Annotated in this window: 17 protein-coding genes; 7 read left to right on the forward strand and 10 right to left on the reverse strand. The window is 61.8% G+C overall.

Translation table 11 applies throughout. From position 1 onward, the window contains the following. The first annotated feature begins 249 nt into the window (after nucleotides 1-249). Entirely contained in the window at nucleotides 250-471 is a 222-nt protein-coding gene (locus E1809_RS12355) for a hypothetical protein (protein ID WP_133204535.1), read from the forward strand. Nucleotides 472-557: 86 nt separating this feature from the next. Further along, nucleotides 558-923 (forward strand): TfoX/Sxy family protein, encoded by a 366-nt coding sequence (locus tag E1809_RS12360; protein WP_133204593.1) that lies wholly within the window; start codon nucleotides 558-560, stop codon nucleotides 921-923. A 63-nt stretch (nucleotides 924-986) separates the two neighbouring features. Here E1809_RS12360 and E1809_RS12365 read toward each other — a convergent pair whose 3' ends face one another. Both E1809_RS12365 and E1809_RS12370 read right to left on the reverse strand, forming a co-directional pair. After that, nucleotides 987-1,484, reverse strand: coding sequence for a uracil-DNA glycosylase family protein (locus E1809_RS12365; protein WP_133204594.1), 498 nt, complete (start codon nucleotides 1,482-1,484; stop codon nucleotides 987-989). Between the two features lie 985 nt (nucleotides 1,485-2,469). Beyond that, nucleotides 2,470-3,879: a DUF3100 domain-containing protein gene (locus E1809_RS12370; protein WP_235835569.1), complete on the reverse strand. Its 1,410-nt coding sequence runs from the start codon at nucleotides 3,877-3,879 to the stop codon at nucleotides 2,470-2,472. Between the two features lie 211 nt (nucleotides 3,880-4,090). Between E1809_RS12370 and E1809_RS12375 the strand changes: the two genes are divergently transcribed. Continuing rightward, complete coding sequence (locus tag E1809_RS12375; RefSeq protein ID WP_133204536.1) at nucleotides 4,091-5,575, forward strand: chlorohydrolase family protein; 1,485 nt, start codon at nucleotides 4,091-4,093, stop codon at nucleotides 5,573-5,575. A 3-nt stretch (nucleotides 5,576-5,578) separates the two neighbouring features. Here the strand turns inward: E1809_RS12375 and E1809_RS12380 are convergent, their stop codons facing one another. The 5 genes from E1809_RS12380 to E1809_RS12400 all read right to left on the reverse strand — a co-directional run bounded on the left by E1809_RS12380 (nucleotide 5,579) and on the right by E1809_RS12400 (nucleotide 8,975). Then, complete coding sequence (locus E1809_RS12380) at nucleotides 5,579-5,938, reverse strand: VOC family protein (protein ID WP_133204537.1); 360 nt, start codon at nucleotides 5,936-5,938, stop codon at nucleotides 5,579-5,581. Nucleotides 5,939-5,973: 35 nt separating this feature from the next. After that, a complete protein-coding gene (locus E1809_RS12385) occupies nucleotides 5,974-6,753 on the reverse strand; it encodes an SDR family NAD(P)-dependent oxidoreductase (RefSeq protein ID WP_133204538.1) in 780 nt (259 codons plus the stop codon). 128 nt (nucleotides 6,754-6,881) lie between these two features. Further along, nucleotides 6,882-7,997, reverse strand: coding sequence for a hypothetical protein (locus E1809_RS12390; protein ID WP_133204539.1), 1,116 nt, complete (start codon nucleotides 7,995-7,997; stop codon nucleotides 6,882-6,884). Between the two features lie 195 nt (nucleotides 7,998-8,192). Continuing rightward, a complete protein-coding gene (locus tag E1809_RS12395) occupies nucleotides 8,193-8,552 on the reverse strand; it encodes a hypothetical protein (RefSeq protein ID WP_133204540.1) in 360 nt (119 codons plus the stop codon). A gap of 192 nt (nucleotides 8,553-8,744) precedes the next feature. Next, the gene (locus E1809_RS12400) at nucleotides 8,745-8,975 is read right to left on the reverse strand and encodes a hypothetical protein (protein WP_133204541.1); all 231 of its coding nucleotides are present in this window, start codon (nucleotides 8,973-8,975) and stop codon (nucleotides 8,745-8,747) included. A gap of 540 nt (nucleotides 8,976-9,515) precedes the next feature. Between E1809_RS12400 and E1809_RS12405 the strand changes: the two genes are divergently transcribed. After that, on the forward strand, nucleotides 9,516-10,106 hold the full coding sequence (locus E1809_RS12405) for an HNH endonuclease (protein ID WP_133204542.1): 591 nt from the start codon (nucleotides 9,516-9,518) through the stop codon (nucleotides 10,104-10,106). Between the two features lie 370 nt (nucleotides 10,107-10,476). Here E1809_RS12405 and E1809_RS12410 read toward each other — a convergent pair whose 3' ends face one another. Then, nucleotides 10,477-13,596, reverse strand: a complete 3,120-nt coding sequence (locus tag E1809_RS12410; protein WP_268908678.1) for a DUF3427 domain-containing protein — start codon at nucleotides 13,594-13,596, stop codon at nucleotides 10,477-10,479. 251 nt (nucleotides 13,597-13,847) lie between these two features. On the opposite strand from E1809_RS12410, the gene E1809_RS12415 reads away from it, so the two are divergent. After that, nucleotides 13,848-15,083: an MFS transporter gene (locus E1809_RS12415; protein WP_133204544.1), complete on the forward strand. Its 1,236-nt coding sequence runs from the start codon at nucleotides 13,848-13,850 to the stop codon at nucleotides 15,081-15,083. 361 nt (nucleotides 15,084-15,444) lie between these two features. Continuing rightward, nucleotides 15,445-15,822 (forward strand): hypothetical protein, encoded by a 378-nt coding sequence (locus E1809_RS12420; RefSeq protein WP_133204545.1) that lies wholly within the window; start codon nucleotides 15,445-15,447, stop codon nucleotides 15,820-15,822. 199 nt (nucleotides 15,823-16,021) lie between these two features. Here E1809_RS12420 and E1809_RS12425 read toward each other — a convergent pair whose 3' ends face one another. After that, the gene (locus tag E1809_RS12425) at nucleotides 16,022-16,585 is read right to left on the reverse strand and encodes a YceI family protein (protein WP_133204546.1); all 564 of its coding nucleotides are present in this window, start codon (nucleotides 16,583-16,585) and stop codon (nucleotides 16,022-16,024) included. A gap of 610 nt (nucleotides 16,586-17,195) precedes the next feature. On the opposite strand from E1809_RS12425, the gene E1809_RS12430 reads away from it, so the two are divergent. Continuing rightward, nucleotides 17,196-18,170: an aldo/keto reductase gene (locus E1809_RS12430; RefSeq protein ID WP_133204547.1), complete on the forward strand. Its 975-nt coding sequence runs from the start codon at nucleotides 17,196-17,198 to the stop codon at nucleotides 18,168-18,170. A 65-nt stretch (nucleotides 18,171-18,235) separates the two neighbouring features. Here the strand turns inward: E1809_RS12430 and E1809_RS12435 are convergent, their stop codons facing one another. After that, on the reverse strand, nucleotides 18,236-18,664 hold the full coding sequence (locus E1809_RS12435) for a hypothetical protein (RefSeq protein WP_133204548.1): 429 nt from the start codon (nucleotides 18,662-18,664) through the stop codon (nucleotides 18,236-18,238). Nucleotides 18,665-18,701 lie beyond the last annotated feature (37 nt).

Here is an 18,701-nt window from a genome sequence, read left to right on the forward strand (position 1 = left end):
ATCATTTTCTTGTTCTTGATCTTTGCCGTGAAGCCCGGGGTTCCCTGGTTCCCGTCAAGAAAGAAATAGGCAGGTAAAGCAAATTAGGGTCTGCAGACCTTTCAGACCCGAACCGGTGGGGTATGGAGGTGCCAAACCAGCGTCCTTCATAGTTTCACGAACAGTCATTCCATTAGCTTTCTCCGCCTAAGTGGCGATTTGGACCACAAGATCTCACTCAGTCGTCAGTCGAAAGCAAGGAGCTGCGACATGATCTCTGCAGAACAAAGCCGCCAAGTCATGCTCCACGGCTGGAGCGGCTTGCTGACTCTCGCGATAGCGCTCTTGGGCGTGGCCATGATTTTCATTACCCCTGTTCGCGAGCTGATTGGACCGCTCTGGACCGGATACCCGGTAATAGTATTCGGATACATCTTTTTTGGTGTCCCTGCAATTCACCGCTACCGGTCAGGAAAAGCCCATCAGACCTGAGTTTGCTCACATCTGGCAGCCCGCGTCAAAGGACCGTATGCTGCATGCAGTCCCAGGCTTTCGATCCCCTACCCCGGAGCAGGCACGTGCAGATACCCAAACCGTCCGACGTCGACAAAGACCGCTTCCGCGCAGCGGTGCCGGACAACCCCGAGGTCGTGGTAAAGCCGATGTTCGGAAACCTCGGCGCCTTCGTGAACGGCAACATGTTCGCCGGATTGTTCGGCCCGATGATCGGCGTCAGGCTCTCCGACGCCGACCGGGAGACACTCGAAGCCAACCACCAAACTCTTCCCTTCGGCCCGGAAGGCCGGCCCATGGGCGGCTACGTCGGACTGCCCGAAACGTGGAATGCCGACGAAGAGCAGACTGCCGAATGGGTCGAGAAGGCTTTCACCTACGTAGCCACCCTTCCCCCAAAAGCCGCGAAACCGCGTTCATCGAAGAAATAACCGCCACCCCGGCGAGAGCTGGGTGGTGAGCCACTCAGCGCCTGCCGGGGATAGGCGATGTGCTTAGCGCCGTCCTGCTTGGAGGCCCGCACGTGCCATGGCGTCCGCGTAGGAGCGACCCATTTCGATCAGCCATTCGGTCTGGCGTTCCTTGGACCCGGCGAAGGCACGCCCGTGGAGCGAACGGGCCTTGTAGACCTTCAAGCCGCGCCGCCAGATCAGCGGATTGTCGGTCTTGAGGAGCATCTGCGCGAGGCGGTTGGCTTCCGTTCCGTGCGCGACGATCGCCGAGGCGCGCGGGACGAGCCTGAGGAAGCCGATGAGCGGCTTGAGGCCGGCGTTGACCTGCTCGGGAGTCAGTTTTCCGTTCGCCTCGCCTGGGGTGAACCACGGGTGGGTGTTCCACGGCATCATCCATTCCGGGCGCAGGCCGAGCTGGAACTGCAGGCCCAGGAGCCGGGTGGCGGCAACGTCGTCGCCGGCCCAGACAACTCCGCGCGGAGAGGCCTCTCCGGTGTTGGAGAACAGGGAAACAATCCGGCACTCCTCCACGGAGTGCATCGGATCGACATACGGGACCTCGAAGCCCGGGCGCAGCTTGCGGAGGAACTCCACGTGCTCGTTGACCGGCGCTATGTGAGGGGCAAAGAAGGGGCTGTCCGGAACCGCAGGAACCGTTTCTTCCGCAGGAACCTGGGCTTCTTCCGTGGAAACCGATTCGGCACTGACGGGCTCGACGGCGGCGCGTTCGACGACGGTCACAGTCGCCGTTTCGCGCGCGGGAGTTGCAGCGACGGCCGGTTCTTCGACGACGGTGCGCTCGACGACGGAGCTCTCGACGACGGACGGCTCGACGACGGAGCTCTCGACGACGGCGACGGGTGCCTCGGCCGCGGGAGCGGCGACGGGTACCACCCGGCGGGTAATGACCGGGCTGGCCTTGGGCAGCGACTTTGCCGCTGCCTTCTTCGGCGGTGCTGCCTTGCCGGAAGCTACCTTAGGAGCGTCCTTCTTGGCCGGGGTCTTCTTTTCGGCCTTGGCAGGGGCGTCAAGGTCGTCCTCGTCGTCAAAAAGACCATCGAAGAGCTTGTCGAGTTCGTCGTAGCCACTGTCGTAGTCGTCGTCCAGCTCGGGCCCGCGCCCGAAGCCTTCCTCATAACGCGAGTCGATCTCGCTGCGGTAATCCTGGTCGTAGTCTTCGAAATAGTCCGGTTCGGCCAATGCGGTCATGAGGGCTGGGGGTCTCCTCGGGTCGGGCAGGGGCCGGTACCGGGCGCGTCGACGCACGTCCGTTCCGGACCAATTGATGGGGAGGCTCTCCGGTTTGCCGACGAGCCTTTAGATCTTAGCAAGTCCAAGATGGCTTGCTGTCCATCCGCCGTTCATGTTCGACCGATTATGGCGTGCGCTAGGGCTCGAAGGGGCCACGATGCGTCGAATATCACCTGCAGGCTCTGCCGAGGGTTTCGCCCAGGAAACTCGGGAAGGCGGGTGGAATGGACGAAGGAATCCATTCCACCCGCCTGGATTGGCGTTATGTCACCGCTCAGACATGGATGACGAATTGCGCAAGAGCGGCGGCTGCCACGAAACTCGCAGAGAACGTGATTGTCGCCACAACTACTGTGCGCCAGTTCAGGGTCTTCAGCGCGTTGACATCGCGCCCCACATTCATGCCGAGCAGGGCGATCGATCCGAGGCCCACGTACAGGGCGTCGAGGTTGTGGGTGAGGGAAACGATCGCGCCGCTGAAAGGAAGGATCGGCGCCGTCGCCAAGGTTGCGAGGGCGAGGACCCATACGCTCGACGGCACGGCGGGGATGTACTTCGCGAGGACGAAGGCCAGGGCGGTCAGGAGGCCGAGGATCACCACTCCAACTACGTCGTTAAGGCTGGTGGACTTGGTGCCGAGGGCGTTGAGGACTACTCCGGTGGCGATGCTTGCGGCGAACGCGATGATCCACGTCGAAGGCTTCGTGCGTACCTCGGGGTCCTGGATCACCGCCGAAACGTCTACCGTACCGCTACCCTTGCGCCCGCGAAGGTTCGCCGAAACGACCTTTCCGTACCGGTCAAGGCGCTTGCCGTCGTCGTTACGCCGGAAGAGGCGCGACCAGAACTTGTAGAGCCTCAGGGCCATGGGCAACGAAAGGAAGGCGCCGGCGTAGAAGCCCACGAGGTTCGTCACGAGGTTGGACAGGGCCGCGAGCGCCATGATTTCCGGCGCTTGCCCCGGATGCAGGATGGAGAGGGCTGCTACGCCGCCAAGCATCATCGATCCCGAGCCGAGCCCCAAGCCGAGGGCCAGGGCGAGCGGGTCGAAGATGCCCATCCCGCCAAGCAGGCCGGCCAGCAGGGAGATGAAGACCGCGCCGAAGACGCTGCCGAGCAGCCAAACCGAGAAGACGCCGCGGTAGACCGGCGACTTCACGCCGAAGCGCTGCAGCGCGTAGGCCAGGTACGATTCACGGTCGATCGCCCAAGTGGCGCCGATTGCCGTCCGGCCCATGCCGAGTGCGACGCCGACAGGCAGGGCGATGATGACAGTACCGAAGATGTGGCCTACTTCCTGAAGCAGGATGGCCGGGCCGAGTGCCGTCAGCTTGCTGAGGGAGGGCCCCACCTGGGTGCCGAGGGCTGCCAGGAACATCACGATGCTGACGTTGAGCAACACAGAGGCCACCGCGCGGCTTTGGCCGGACATCGGCCGCACTTTCTGCACGCCAATGACTGCACCGATCAGCACGGCCCACAGGACCGGCATGAGCACGATCGCGGCGTTGCCGAGCGGAATCTTGTGGGTGCCGGCCAGGATTGCTACGGCGCAGATACCGGTGGACAACAGGATCATTGATCCCCATTGCCGTGCCGTCGGGGTGAAGAGGCGGGTCGCGCCGTCGTCGACCTTGGCTACCGGCGCATCCACCTCCGGAGTGGTTGTGGATTGGTTCTTCATTGTTCTGCACCCTTCGTGTGCTGAAGAGGCGGTGGACGGATACGTCCGCGCTATTTGGTATACCAAAAATGGTAAGCTCGATCACATCGCAATGCAATACATGTCACAGAAGTCGCATGAAATCTTCGGAGAACATGGGCATCGTCGCCCATGGTCGTCGTCGAGCAAGAACTGCGGCTAGTCAACCTGGGATACCAAATATGGAGGATTCATGATTACCCAACTTTCTGCCCGGTACGTCCTTGGCTATGACGGGACACGGCACGTGCTGCATACGGACGGGCACGTCGTGATGCGGGACGACGAGGTGATCTACGTCGGCACCGCCTACGCGGGTCCCGTGGACGAGCGCCGGGATTTCGGTCAGAGCCTGATCGCGCCTGGCCTCATCGATCTCGATGCCTTGGCGGACATCGACCACATGATCTTCGATTCCTGGCCCACGGAAGAGACCGCTCCGGGACTGCAATGGTCCGAGGACTACTTCACCCACCGCCGTCGGGATGTCTTCACCGCGGCGCAACGCCAGATCGTGCGCAAATTCGCCTTGGCGCAGCTGGCCCTCCACGGCGTGACCACCTACATGCCGATCGCCTCGGAGATCCACAGCTCGTGGGCCGAAACCTTCGAAGAACTGGAGGGGATGGCGCAGTCCAGCATCGAACTCGGTTTGCGCGGCTTCCTGGGGCCGGCCTACCGCTCGGGGATCAATGTCACCGACAACGACGGCGGCCGCGTGGTCCTCTTTGACGAGGACGAGGGGCGCAAGGGACTCGCCGACGCCGTCCGGTTCCTCGATTACGCCGAGGAACTCGGGCACCCGTTGCTGACCGGTGTTCTGCTCCCCTGCCGGATCGAGACGCTCTCGGACGAGCTGATGCGCCGGACCGCCGAGTTGGCCACCGAACGCGACGCCTTGGTGCGCCTGCATTGCCTCCAGCAGCCCAACGAAAACGGCTTACTCCTCAAGCTCACCGGACGCACGGTCCTGGAGCAGCTGGCAGATTCCGGCCTGCTGGACGCCCGGCTCCTGATCCCGCACGGGATCGTGATCGACGGCACGGACCCGTCGTCGAGCGCTGAGGGCGGGCCGTTAGACGTGTTGGCCCGGCATGACGTCAGCATCATCCACTGTCCCCTGACATCGTTCCACTACTCAGGCATGCTCAAGTCCTTCGACGCCTTCGCGGCCGCCGGGGTGAACATGTGCCTAGGAACGGATTCGTTCCCGCCGGACCTGATCAAGGGTATCGACGTCGGGACGCACCTCGCGCGCATCGCGGAAGGCCGCCGGGACGCCGGCTCGGTATCAGCGTTCTTCGACGCCGCCACTCTGGGCGGTGCCAAGGCTTTGGGCCGCGACGACTTGGGACGCTTGTGCCCGGGCGCGCAAGCGGACATCATGGTCGCGTCGCTGGGCGACTTCCGCGACGGCGTCGTGGAAGATCCCCTGCGCACACTCGTCCTCAACGGTTCGGCACGCAACGTCACCGATACTTACGTCGCGGGTCGACCCGTGGTTGTTGACGGCTCGCTCCCGGGCATCGACCTCGCTGAACTGCGCGCTGAGGGCCAACGGCTTTTCGGGCAGATGGTCGAAGCCTACGGGGAACGTGACTATAGGCGGCGGGAGACCTCGGAGATGTTCCCGCCGGTGTACGCGGCGGCGCAGGTCACGGAGACGGCGAGCGTGTAGCGGTCAGTCCTGGCAGAGGCAGAACGGATGGCCGGCCGGGTCAAGGAACACCCTGAATGACGTTCCCGGCTGGTATTCGTGCTTGGTAGCCCCGATTTCGAGCACGGCCGCCTCGGCGGTGTCGAGGTCGTCCACCGAGACGTCGAGGTGCATCTGTTGCGGGACGTCCTGGCCAGGCCATTGCGGCGGCGTGAAGGATTCGACCTTCTGAAAGGCGAGCGAATCCCCGTATTCGGCACGAACGGACCACCAGTCGTCGTCGTTCCGCTCGACTTTCCACTCGAGGAGGGCGCTGTAGAACTCGGCAAGGGTCTTGGGGTCGGGACAATCGAGCACCACGACCGGGAAGCGTGCGATAGCCATGGGCCCCACTCTAGGACCGGTTCACGAGGATCGCATCAGCTTGTCCGGTAGCGCGTGGCAAGCTCGGGGCTCTGCGCGCCGAAAGCGGCGAGGTCTGCTTGGAACACTGCGTCGAGGAGCCCGGTGTTCTCGACGCCCGGGGCGCAGACGGTTTCGCCGAGTTCCAGGCCGCGCATGCTGGCGGTGACGACGTCGGCGGCGCTCATCCGCGGAATCATGCTCAGGTCCATGCCTTGGCGTTCGTGGAATTCCGTGGCCACGACGCCCGGGCAAACCACCTGCACCGTGATTCCGGTGCCTTCCAGCTCCGCGCTGAGGGTCTGGGACATCGCGACGAGGTAGGCCAGGGATCCGCCGTAGACCGCGCGGCGGGGCATCTGGGAGTGCGGCGCGGGGCCTCCGAAGGCGATCATGCCGGCCACGTTGATGATGGTTCCCTCGCCCCGCTCCTGCATGCCTGGGATCGCGACGCGGCTGAGCATGGTGGGAGCGAGGACCTTGACGTTGACGAGTTCCGTGGCTTTGTCCGCCGGGAGCTCGGCGAGAGGCATGTAGTGTGCCACGCCTGCGTTGTTCACGAGCATGCTCACTGGTTCGCTAGCGCAGATCTGCGCTACCGAGTCGATCCCTGCGGGCGTGGACAAATCGGCGGCCACGGTCCGGATCGTGGTTTCAGGGCGGGATTGGGCGAATTGTTCCAGGCGTTCCTGTCGTCGGCCCACGATCACCAGATCGTAACCGTCGGCGGCAAGACGCTCGGCAAATGCCCAGCCGATTCCGGAGCTGGCTCCCGTGATAAGTGCAAGCTTGCTCACTGTTGTTCCTTCCGTTTACGGCCATGGCAACAGTCCCACGCAACCACGGGCCGACGGTGCTGTCCAGCGTCGGTCCGGGCTTGGAGTCTCCTCACGCGCCGGAATCCCTATGCGAAACTCCCGGTCTCTCAGCGTGTGGGAAGGGGCGTGGGAGTCGGCGCCGGAAGCTCGGCGATGTTTCTGTAGATCTTGGAGTTGGCCGTGGTGTGCCCGTGGTCGTCGGTGACGTATACCTCGATGGCAAAGGTGCTGTCGTCGTGGTCCAGGGTGAACGCAATTGTGGGGTTTTTGACGGTTATTGTGCCTTGGGAGACGATTCGGCCGTACCTCTGCTCAGGAACACTGAGGTCGGCGCCATGCTGCGCGGGGTCGCGGATGAAATATCGGACGGTGTAGGGCCCTGAGGGTAGGGACCGCATGATTGGGAAGAAGGTGAAGTCCCTCGTGCCGGTGCTGGGATACACCGTCGCATGCCACTGGTAGCTGGCGATGTCGGGGGTAAGCGCGTCGTTGAGGTCGCGGATGCCAGTACGGTTCGTTTCGGCGTCAAAGCTGCGGTTGGCGTCAAAGCTGCGGCTGTGACCGAGGCCTTTGGCGACGGGTCCGAGGCCGAAACCGAGGCTTAGGCCGAGACCGATCGACACCACCGGGAGGATGATCGCCCACATGCGCGCGCGGTGCCGCAGGCCTGTTCGCATGGCGTCCCGATGCATCGAGAGCGTGTACGGTACGACGCCTGTGGGTATGGCTCTCGAGTACGGGCTGTAGCCAGCGCGGGCCCAGGCCTCGATGTATGCGGCGCGCGGTGGCAAAGGGGCTTGTGTCCCTCCGGCAGGGTTCCAGTAGGACAGGAATGGCAGCGGCAGGTCCCGGAGCCGGTCGTATGCGTCCTTGGTGGTGAAGGTGGGCACCATGCGGTACTGAACTCCCCCGCGGGCGTAGTGCTGGTGGAGGTAGGCGTGGAAGTCTTCAAGATGCGTGCGGTCGACCCTGATGTGGACGACGAATGCCCTCGTGACGATTGCTTCGAACTTGGTGAGCGTGACCCACTCCCCCGCATACCAAAGCAGGACGGCACCTGAGATAGCCGAGATTATTGATCCCGCCAGGATGAGTCCCTCGACCCAAGCCGGGATGATCGTGCTGTCGCTATCGTTGACAACGATCGAGGCGGCAACCGCTGCAACCGCCATCACCACCAGGCCGGCACCGAGGACAGCACCGGCCCAGCGCGGCATCCGCAATGCGCGAATCTGGACTGGCAGATCGTCCTCGCGAAAGTGATCCCCGGAATTCGGAACGAACATCGCTACCCCCAACGTTCAGTGGGAAAGGCCCCGAGCACGATGCTGTCATAATCCGCTCCGTCTGGAAGGTCGATTGACGAATCTTGGGCAATTCTTAGACAAAAGCTTGCACTGTCACGCAGTGTCCGGCATTTAACCTTGCGAATCGGGTTGCGAAGTATGTTGGGGGACATGAAGCTCGCTGGACTTCTCAGCCAAAGTCTTCTCCCGACGCCACGCCAGCCCACCAATGGCAGCCGCGGCACTCGCCGTGACAACCTCGGTCCACCATGGCCACTGTGTATCCGAACCCGATGCCAAAGCCATAAGGATCAGCAGAGTCAAAGCTCCGGTTGTGGTGGCAGCAATGGCTTTCTCAAAGCCGGGTCGAACTGTGACCAGCCGAACGACGCCAAGGGTGAAGACCACAATGATGAAACCCGACGGGGCACCGACGAACGCACCGCCGAGTCCGCCGAATACCAACAATCCCGGGCCGCTGGTTGCGCTCAAAGAAAGAATCACCAACACATACGTGCACCCAAATCCGGCACCAAAGATCAGCCCTCGGGACATTAATCTATTCATCGTTTCCTTAATGCGGTGCGACATAACGGGATTCAACAAGCTGGCATAAGCGGGATTCACGCGAGGGCAGCTGACCGATTCATTCAGACCTTGGTGCACAACAGACGGACAACGAGGTCAGACTGAATCGCCGGCAGATCGCGACGTCCGCAAGGCATCATGCTTCACCCAACTATTGACGAGGAAGAAATCGAAGGCGGCGTCACCGGCCGCGACGGCGAGAAAGATCCATCCCGGTGCGCCTGTTGTGAAAACCCAGATTCCGGCTGCCACCAAAACCGCAGCCATTGCGTAGTTATAGATGCGTCGTCCCGCTGTTGCCCTGCGCGCTTCCGCCATTTCGAGCATATATTTCAGTATGATGTTCTTCCTGGGTTCGTTCCCCAACACAGCCATAGTTCCGGCCCACTGTTAATCCAGCCCGCCGCTGCGGGACATACGAATTCCTCACGTCAACACCTCCGGGACTTCGGATTTGCTGGGGGCCGCGATAGCCCTGCCGGCGGTGACCAACGGAGTCGGCACGACGGCGACGACTATGACTGCCAATGTCTTATCAAAGCTTCCCCTTTTGCCTGCGGCGTCTTCGTGTGAGTAAGGCTAGGGTCGAAATTGTCAACTAGGTGACCAGCACCCGGAATTAGGTGCCGACGAAAGCCAAATTGAGTGGTCATCAAGCGCTTGATGAGTGTTCGTCGCCCCAACGGTGCGCGCGAACCAAATATTCGGCGGGCCCAACACCGGTCCGGGAGCAGCTAGCAGACTCAAGCCTTCCGTCGCAGAGCACGTCGACCGGCAACGACGTGAACTTGAGGGCATAGCGCTACGATCTGTCTGACCAGACACGCCAATGGCGGTATCTACTGCGCCGCAATCATTAGGGGCACAATGTTGGAACTGAAGCGCATCTATTGGACCCGCAAGTCGCTCCGCCTCGGAACGCTCTGCACAGTTGCGTGGCTGTTTGCCGGTGCTGTCTTCGCCGCCGCCACGCATGCTTCGATGAGCCAGCGACCCACCTCATTTATCGACGTCTTGGGTCCGATACTCAATGCCGCCCTGGCCGCGGTCGCGTTGCCCGGTGCTATCTTCATCGTCCTCGTTGGCGTTGCCGTCGTCATACGTGCCAACGACGTCCGGCGTCGCGACCCGCTCCGTCGTTTCACGCGTCAACAGCGCCGGGAAGGAATGGCACGAGCCGACGGGCAGTGCGAACTGGAGGCCGGCCTTCACCGTCGGTGTTTGCGCCCTGCGGAACATGGGGACCATTTCTACCCGTGGTCCAAGGGAGGCACAACTTCGCTCCAAAACTTCGTGGCCGCGTGCAGCCGATGCAACCATGCCAAAGGGGCTCGGATCCCATCGCCGGGTCAACAGAAGAGGTTGGAGCAACGGCGGCTCGCCTACATCAGCACCAACGACGCTATCCGGGTGGGCGAGCGTAGGGAGTTGACTGGCGTTTTCAAGAATCTCACCTAGAGTTTTCCAGCCCGGCTCCAACGTCAATGCAGTAGGTTGCGCGGAGTGAGACTCGCGGGGTACTTACCAACCGTTCGCGCTCCTCGAAAGGCTCCTGGACGCGTTGAACGAGCGGTTGCCGGAGCCGCTCCGACAAATATCAAATCGGAGACCGTGTTCGAAGATAGTCATAGACACCGCATGCGCGAGGCCCAGGGTCCTTGCCCACTACTTTCATCGCTTCCTCACGAGCCGCAGCCCTTGATCATTTTCGCGAGGCCTTCTTGATCATCCGAAAAATCTTGCGTCGATCGCACTGGCTGAAGGCTCGGCTGTAGCTGAGGTCCGAAACCCCCCCTATCCCAAGACCCGCGACCCCATAGGTCGTCCGCTATTGCGCCACGGCAGCAGCCGTCGCGAACACGTCTCCCGGCATAGGCCGGTGCAGCCGCCACTTGATCGCAATCGGTTTCTCCCCCGTGTGCTCGACGTAGTCCACCTGCCCCAAGCAAGTGTAGGGAACGGTGAGGCCTGTCTCATCCTCAGCGGTGTCCCTGGTGAATAGCAGGATATGCGACTCATGTTTCAGTCTGTCCAAGTACCGTTTTCCCGTCGGGCTACTGGGCGATGTCGCATTCTGTGATTCCCAATGAAAGAGCTCCGGGCCGATCGCATAGTCCCGATACATCGTCGTCGCCGAATGCTTCCTGTCGTCCTTGTTTAGAGTGACAAAGAAGGCGTCCGTCGACGTCCCCGGACACCAGGCAACGCCCTCCCTATGCTGAACGTTCTTGCCAAGCTCCAGCGAACCGTACTCAAGCGCCGCGAGAATTTCCTCCCGTCGATATGTCGCGTGAGAGAGCAGCGGAATATGCTGCAGCCCTGCGCCCAAGCCCCTGGCAGCATGCCTCGAGGCGGCAACGCCGAGCTTCATGAGCTGGCGGATCTCGCTGCAAACAAACTGGTAGCTGCGCAGATAGTCCAGTCCGGCGTCGTACGTCTTAAAATCGCCGCCGTCGTCCCAAAGGGTATAGAAAAGCATCCGCGCGAACGTCTGTTCGCGGACTCCAAGTTCCGCATACCGCGGCGCGTCAGGGGCGACCAGCATCGAGTATGCATCGGCGCGTTCCGGGTCGTCCACGTGGATGAGTGCGGCCATACGGCCGAGGAGCCGCTGCTCGCTGGCCTCCGAGAGCTCCCGGATTTTCCCCGTCAGGACTGCCTCCAACGGTGAGAACCCTTCGATCAGCCCTGCCTGCCGGAGGTAGCCTGTCCATGAATCGCGTGTGGACCGGTAAATCAATTTGAGGTCATTCCCGGACTGCTCGAGGTATGCCTCCAGGTCAATCTCTGCATAGGAGGCGATGTCCTGGACGAGCTGGGTCCGGTTGAACCGCAGCTGGGCCTTGATGTTGTCCAGAACGACCTTCTGCGCCACGCGGTCCAGCACGATCTGCGAACCCGATGGCAGGTATGGAAATTCATCCTCGATAGCCTTCTCCAGCTCCTTCCGCCCATAGCCGGTGAGCGCCCGGTAGCGAAGATCGAAACGAAACTCGCGACGTTGTTGGCCGATGAAATCCATCACCGTCAGTACGGCTTTGTCCTCGGCGCGGCGCAGGCCCCTCCCGAGCTGCTGGAGAAAGATCGTTGCACTCTGTGTTGGCCGGAGCATCAAGATGGTATCAACCTGCGGCAGATCAAGGCCTTCGTTGAAAAGATCGACGGCGAAGATACAGTTGATTTCCCGGTCGCGGAGCCGGCTCAGGGCAAGTTCGCGTTCGACATCGTCGGTACTGCCGTCAACGGCAACAGACGCAATACCAGCACCGTTGAAGACTTCGGCCATATACCGCGCGTGCTGCACCGAAACGCAGAAGCCGATCGCGCGCATGTACTCAATGCTCGGGACTTTGTCCCGGAGCTCCCGTATGACCTTTGCGGCACGGGCATCGTTGCCCGTGTACAGGCGGTCGAGCTGGGCACTGTCGTAGTTGCCGCGCTTCCATTCAACCTGGGTGAGGTCGACGTCGTCGGACACGCCAAAGTAGTGGAAAGGCACCAACAGATCGGCGTCGAGGGCGTCCCAGAGCCGGAGTTCGCTGGCCGTGCGTCCGCCAAAGAATTCCTTGGCCACATCGCCGCCATCACCACGCTCTGGTGTCGCCGTGAGGCCAAGTAGCTGTTGCGGCTGGAGGTACTCGAGCAGCAACCGGTAGGTCGGAGCCATGGCATGGTGGAACTCATCGATCACGAGTACGTCGAATTGATCCGACTTGAGTGCCTCTACACCCAGAGAAGATAGGGATTGGACGGAGGCAAACAGGTGTCTCCACTCTTGCGGCTTGTGGTCGCCGACGTAGAGCTCGCCGAAGGCACCGTCCTGCATCACATCGCGATACGTCCGCAACGACTGTTTCAGGATTTCCTGCCGGTGTGCCACAAACAGGAGCGTCAAGTTGCGGCCGGCCGCTTCGCAAAGCCGTTTGTAATCGAGGGCAGCGATGACGGTTTTGCCTGTGCCGGTGGCAGCGACCAAGAGGTTCCGGTTGTATCCCTTGGACCGCTCTGCCTCGAGGCCTTCCAGCATTTCTTCCTGATGGAGGAAGGGCTGGACTTCCAGGCCTGTGGCCGCGTCCGGGGCTGCAGTTCGCCTCCCGCCGTTGCGTTCCAGGGCTGCGTCAAGCTTGGCACCATCGGTGTCGGGATCGTAGCTCTGGAATGCTCGCTGTTCCCAGTAGCTGTCGAAAGTGACCTCGAACTTTTTTAGCAGGTCCGGCGTTGCGACAGAACTCAGGCGGACGTTCCATTCCAAGCCGTCTAGGAGCGCGGCCTGGCTGAGGTTGGAACTTCCAACGTAGGCGGTGTCGAATCCCGTGTTCCGCCGGAAGAGCCAAGCCTTGGCATGCAGACGCGTGGCCTGGGTTTGGTAATTGATCTTCACCTCGGCGCCGTAGCGCATGACGAGCTCATCAATCGCGCGGCGCTCCGTGGCACCCATATAGGTGGTCGTGATGACCCTGAACTTGGCCCCACGCTCCCTGAGCTGCTCGAGAGCTGGTTGGAGCAACCTGAGGCCCGTCCACCGGACGAAGGCGCAAAGGAGATCGACAGTATTGGCTGACTCAATCTCAGTTCGCAACTCAGCGGCGAGATTGGGATCCTCCTTGCTGTTTGTGAGGAGTGCCGACTCGCTGAGCCTAGTGGTGGGGCGCCGCAGTTGCCGGCGTTTGAGGGCGTCGGGGCGGTGCAGGGAGAGGAGCTGTGTAGGGCCGTCAGCTATGTGGTCGGCGTGTTTGATCTCACTGAGCAGGCGGTTGGCGAGGAACACCCTGTCTTCCGGCTTCGCTGCGGATAATGCCCGGCGGACGACTCCTGCAACGTGACGTGAAAGAACGTCTGGGCTGTCATCATCTTCGACGACGGCCACCACCGGTTTTAGGTCCGGTACCAGCGCTAGCTTTCCCGCCAAGCCTTCTGTGTTCAGGAGTTCGTACAGTCCCTCAGGCAGCTTCGAATCTGCCGGTCCCCCATCGAATGTAGTCACTGCGCCAGGTTATTTGGTGGATCAGACAAAAACCAACAGCCTGAATTGTCCGTGGGTGTCATTTGTTATTACCGACTACTATCTATCCGGACCCGCCCCCAACATAGCCCTCACAGACCCTCCCTCACGCCAAACAAATCAGGTAACTTAGTCCGCAGGACTCTGGCATAGGCGCCGTCCTCATACCCACCCCTTTTGAATGGATCCGCTCCCCCATGTCTTCCGTCCTGCCCTTGCCTGCGCCCAAACGCTTCCCGATCGCCGCGATGCTGGTCCTTGCCACCACCGGTTTCATGGCCATCACCACGGAGCTTCTGACGTCGGGTCTGCTGCCCCAGATCAGCGTTGGCCTGGACGTGTCCGAGCCCGTGGCGGGTTACCTTGCGGCCGCTTATGCCGCCGTTATCGTGGTCACGGTGATCCCGGCCGCGCGTCTGCTGGCCAAGGTCCCGAAGAAGACCCTGCTCGTCTCACTCGTCCTCACCTTCGCGCTGAGCAACGTGCTCGTCGGGCTCGCCCCCAATTTCGCGGCGGCCATGGGCGGCCGACTTGTTGGTGGCCTGGCGCACGGCCTGCTCTGGACCACCATGGCGCCGTTCGTCTCACGCGTAGTCCCGGCCGACAAAGTAGGCAAAGCCCTAGCCATCGTCTTCAGCGGCAACAGCCTGGGCATGGCCATCGGCGCTCCTGTCGGCACGGCCCTGGGCACCCTCCTCGGCTGGCGCGCGGCCTTCCTCTTCCTGGCCGGGTTCGGCCTGCTGCTGACCGGCCTGGCTCTCTGGCTGCTCCCCCAAGTCCGACGGATCCCCGACGCCGTCCGCCCCTCCATGCGCATGGCCATCGCCCAGCCTGGCGTGAAAGCGGTCGCGATCGCCTGGCCACTGTTGGTGCTCGCGCACTTCGCGCTCTTCACCTACATCGCACCGTTCATCCGCGAAGCCGGCCTGCCCGACTACGCCATCAGCCTCTCGCTCACCGTCCTCGGAGCCTCCGGCCTCATCGGCATCTGGATCGCGGGCATCACCGTTGACTCCCGGCCCCGCCGTTCACTAATGATTACGACGGCGGCAATCGCCATAGCGATGCTCCTCCTGCCGCTCGGCGGCGGAACGATCCCCGGCGCCATGGTCCTCATGACTGTCTGGGGCGCGGGCCTCGGCGCGATCGGCATCTACAACCAGGCAGCCATCCTCCGCGCCGGAGGCGAATACCGGGATGCCGCCAACGGCCTCACCGTCCTCACCATCCAACTCGGCATCACCATCGGCGCCCTCTATGGCTCCGCCGCCTTGGTCCTGGCCGGACCACTCATGGTGCCGGTCGCCGCGGCGCTGCCGGTCGTCGTCGCGCTCGTCATCACGCTGGCCGGCAAGCGGCACGCCTACCCGCCCGGCCGGAAAGAATCCGGCCGGTCAGCACAGAAGGTCGAGGAAACGGTGGACCAGCACTAAGCCGGTCTTGAGACAACGTTCGACGCTCACCCTAGCGCCGGGCTGGAAAACACGAGCTGACCGATGTCCCCTTCCCACAGGGGCTTCACCTGCCCTCAATGGAGCTCTCCGGTTTGACTTGCATCGGAGCGGATTGCTCTCTAGCGTGACCTGAACCGGGCGCCACTGACGAGTTGGTGTCGGTGTATTTGCTCTTTTTGAGCAGCCGAAAACTAAGAGTTTGGGGATCTTAGATGGTTCACGCAACACGCATTCGGAAACAACTCTGCACGAGGGGCTTCTTCGGTCCGATGGCCGCTATGGGATGCTCGGCCGCAATGGCCATTGCCGGATCTGTCATCGATTTCAATCGAGGTTGCTCATGAGCACAACAACGCATCTGACCGCGCGAGCCTATTGGCTGCCACTGTCAGCCTTGTTCGGTGTGACAATTAGCGTCGTGGCGATGACCGATCCTCCGTGGTCGGTGATTATGGTTGCCGCATTCCTGTTGTTTGTAGTCATACAAGGCATCCACTATGGCCAGATCGGCCGCGAAATCCAGGGGAAGCTTGCTACGGCCGGTCCGGGAGTCGGTATTCTCGGTGCCGTATTCGGCGGTGCTGCTGTTCTCGTGCGCAGCACGCCGGTAGCCTTCTGGGCAGGGCCGGTCCTCGGATTGATCACCTTTGCAGGTACATATCTTTACCTTCAGCGATTCGGACGTTTCTACAGGAGATCTTCCGAAACGACATCATGACAAATAGGTGATAAACATTGAAAAAGCCGCACTGGTGCCCAAGGCCCAGTGCGGCTTTCTTGTTGCGTCAGGGCAGCCACTAAAGTTTGAGCTTTTCAGCGCACTGCCCACGCTGGCTTAACCGCAAAAGCCCCCGCCACCCCTGGAGGTCCAGCACCGACAAACCGGAGCTGTGCCTGGGGTGGCGGGCTTCGTGGGACTATTCGGCGGCGACAGGCTCCGTCTGCTTGACCAGGGCGGCTTCGAGGTTGATCTTCACCTTGTCGCTAACCAGGAAGCCACCGGTCTCCAGGGCCGCGTTCCACGTCAGCCCGAAATCCTTGCGGCTGATCTCGGTCTCCGCGGAGAACCCCGCCCGGGTGGCCCCGAAAGGATCAACAGCGACGCCGGTGAACTCCACTTCGAGCTCAACCGGCTTGGTGATCCCGCGGATGGTGAGGTCGCCCGTGAGCGTGTAATCCTCGCCGTCGCCCTCCACGCTGGTGGCTCGGAAGGTCATTTCCGGGAACTGTTCGACGTCGAAGAAGTCGCCGCCACGGACATGCGCGTCGCGGTTGGCATCGCCGGAATCGAAGCTGGCGGTCTTCACTGTTGCGTGAAGGGAAGCGTCGGCCAGGGACCCGTGCACGCGGGCCTCGGCGCTGGCGTCCGTGAAGCGGCCCCGGACCTTGCTGATGCCGGCGTGCCGGACGCTGAAGCCAATCTCGCTGTGGGACATGTCCAGCAACCACGTGCCGGAAGTCAGACCTGAGGGAAGAGTCATAGTGGATCTCCTGATTCGCAAGAATTTCGCTTGGATCGGTCCTTCCCACCTTTGTTGACTCCCTCGGTGGAGTCAAGGATTCCGAGGTGGCTTGCGGGGAACTCCCAGTTGACTGAGGTTGCGGAGTCGGATGGGTTTGCGGACAACCTCCGCGAGGCGGGTTCGTTCGCCCGAGCCGTTGCCCGGCGGTTTAGCGGACAAATGGGTGCGCGGGCTGCTTTCAGTGCGCACGCCACTTGTGGACTTTGTGCCGGATGAGCACCGTGAAGGAGCTTGGGTCAAACCTGCTACCTTTCTCGTCAGCGACTGGTCTCGACGGGACCGCGGACACCTCAAGGCGTGGGATTTCTTGGCAATGAATATCGGACCTGGCGTTCGAATGGTTTCACTCCAGACAACGCGTGGGGTGATCGATGTAGCCGGGTACCCTGAGGCTCTCGACCAGCTCGAAGCAGAACTCTCGCTGGCCAACGTCCCCGCTGTCGGCTGAATGAGTGAGCCGTTGTCGCCACCTCACCCGTGTGCCTATAGTGGCGGTCTACGCACCCTCTCTGAGCCCAGTCCCTCCTTGAGTCCAGTCCAGCACATTCCGCGATTACGGAGAGTACCCATGGAAAACCGCACGCTTGGATCATTGACTGTCTCCGCCCTCGGCCTCGGCTGCATGGGCATGAGCGAGTTTTACGGACACGGCGACGAGCAAGAGTCCATCGCCACCATCCACGCGTTTCTCGACGCCGGCGGCACCCTCCTGGACACCGCCGACATGTACGGGCCATTCACTAACGAGAAGCTCGTAGGCAAGGCGATCGCCGAGCGTCGTGCCGACGTCGTCATTGCCACGAAGTTCGGGAACGAACGGCACGAAGACGGCTCCTTCGCGGGTATCAACGGCAAGCCTGAGTACGTGCGAGCCGCGTGCGACGCCAGCCTTCAGCGCCTCGGCGTGGACCACATCGACCTGTATTACCAGCACCGCGTGGACAAGACGGTGCCCATCGAAGACACCGTCGGTGCCATGGCCGAACTGGTCCAGGCAGGCAAGGTCCGCCATCTGGGCTTGTCCGAGGCTTCAGCGGAGACCATCCGCCGCGCCCACGCCGTTCATCCCATTACAGCCCTTCAAACCGAATACTCCCTCTGGGAGCGCGAACCCGAAACGAAAGTCTTCCCGGTCCTGGCCGAGCTGGGCATTGGCTTCGTCCCCTACAGCCCACTGGGACGCGGCTTCCTGACCGGCCAAATTCGTACGCCCGAGGATTTCGCTGAGAACGACTTCCGCCGGCACTCACCTCGGTTCCAAGGCGACAACTTCACCCGCAACCTGGAACTCGTTGACCGAGTCAAGGAACTCGCGGACGAGAAGCAATGCACTCCCGGGCAACTGGCGCTCGCTTGGCTGCTGGCACAGGGCGAGCACATCGTCCCTATCCCCGGCACCAAGCACCGTAAACGACTCAACGAAAACCTGGGTGCGACCGCCGTCGTACTTTCGGAAGAGGACCTCAAGCGCCTGGACGAGCTCGCGCCGGCGGGTGCGACGGCTGGAGCCCGTTACCCGAATATGGCGAGCATCGACACGTAACGCCGGGCAAAATCAAGGACGGCCACCGCGTCATACGTGATGGTCGTCCTTGATCTGTCTGCCGGCTACTTTGAGCGATCCAATGCTTTCTTGAACGGCTCCAAGTCTGGGCTGATTGCCCCAATTGTGGATTTACTGTTCGATTTCGGGACGGCAACTATGCTGTATGAATCTTGCGTCCAGTATTGCTGACCGGTTTCCTTCAGGTGGGTTTCGTCGTCGCTTCTTGCTTTGGGCGATCGGGAGGCGACGATCGAGAAGGTATCGTCCTTGATTTGGCACGTGAACTTCCACCAGTCCGGGCGACTGTTCACAATGTAGTCCTCGAACGACCCGCACCCTGCTTTGTCAGCGACGGCGCGAGCCAGGGTCCTCGCTTCGTCTGCAGTGGTTGGCGTAGCAGTGGTGTTCGCCGCCACTGCCGAGCAAGCTGACATGCCTAGCGACACTGCGAAGCCAACCGCCGCCAAAGTGACAAGCCGTTCCTTTGACATCTGTCGAACCATGTAAACCGTCCAAGATTGCAGTTGA

The organism is Arthrobacter terricola (assembly GCF_004354015.1).
Lineage (GTDB): Bacteria > Actinomycetota > Actinomycetes > Actinomycetales > Micrococcaceae > Arthrobacter > Arthrobacter terricola.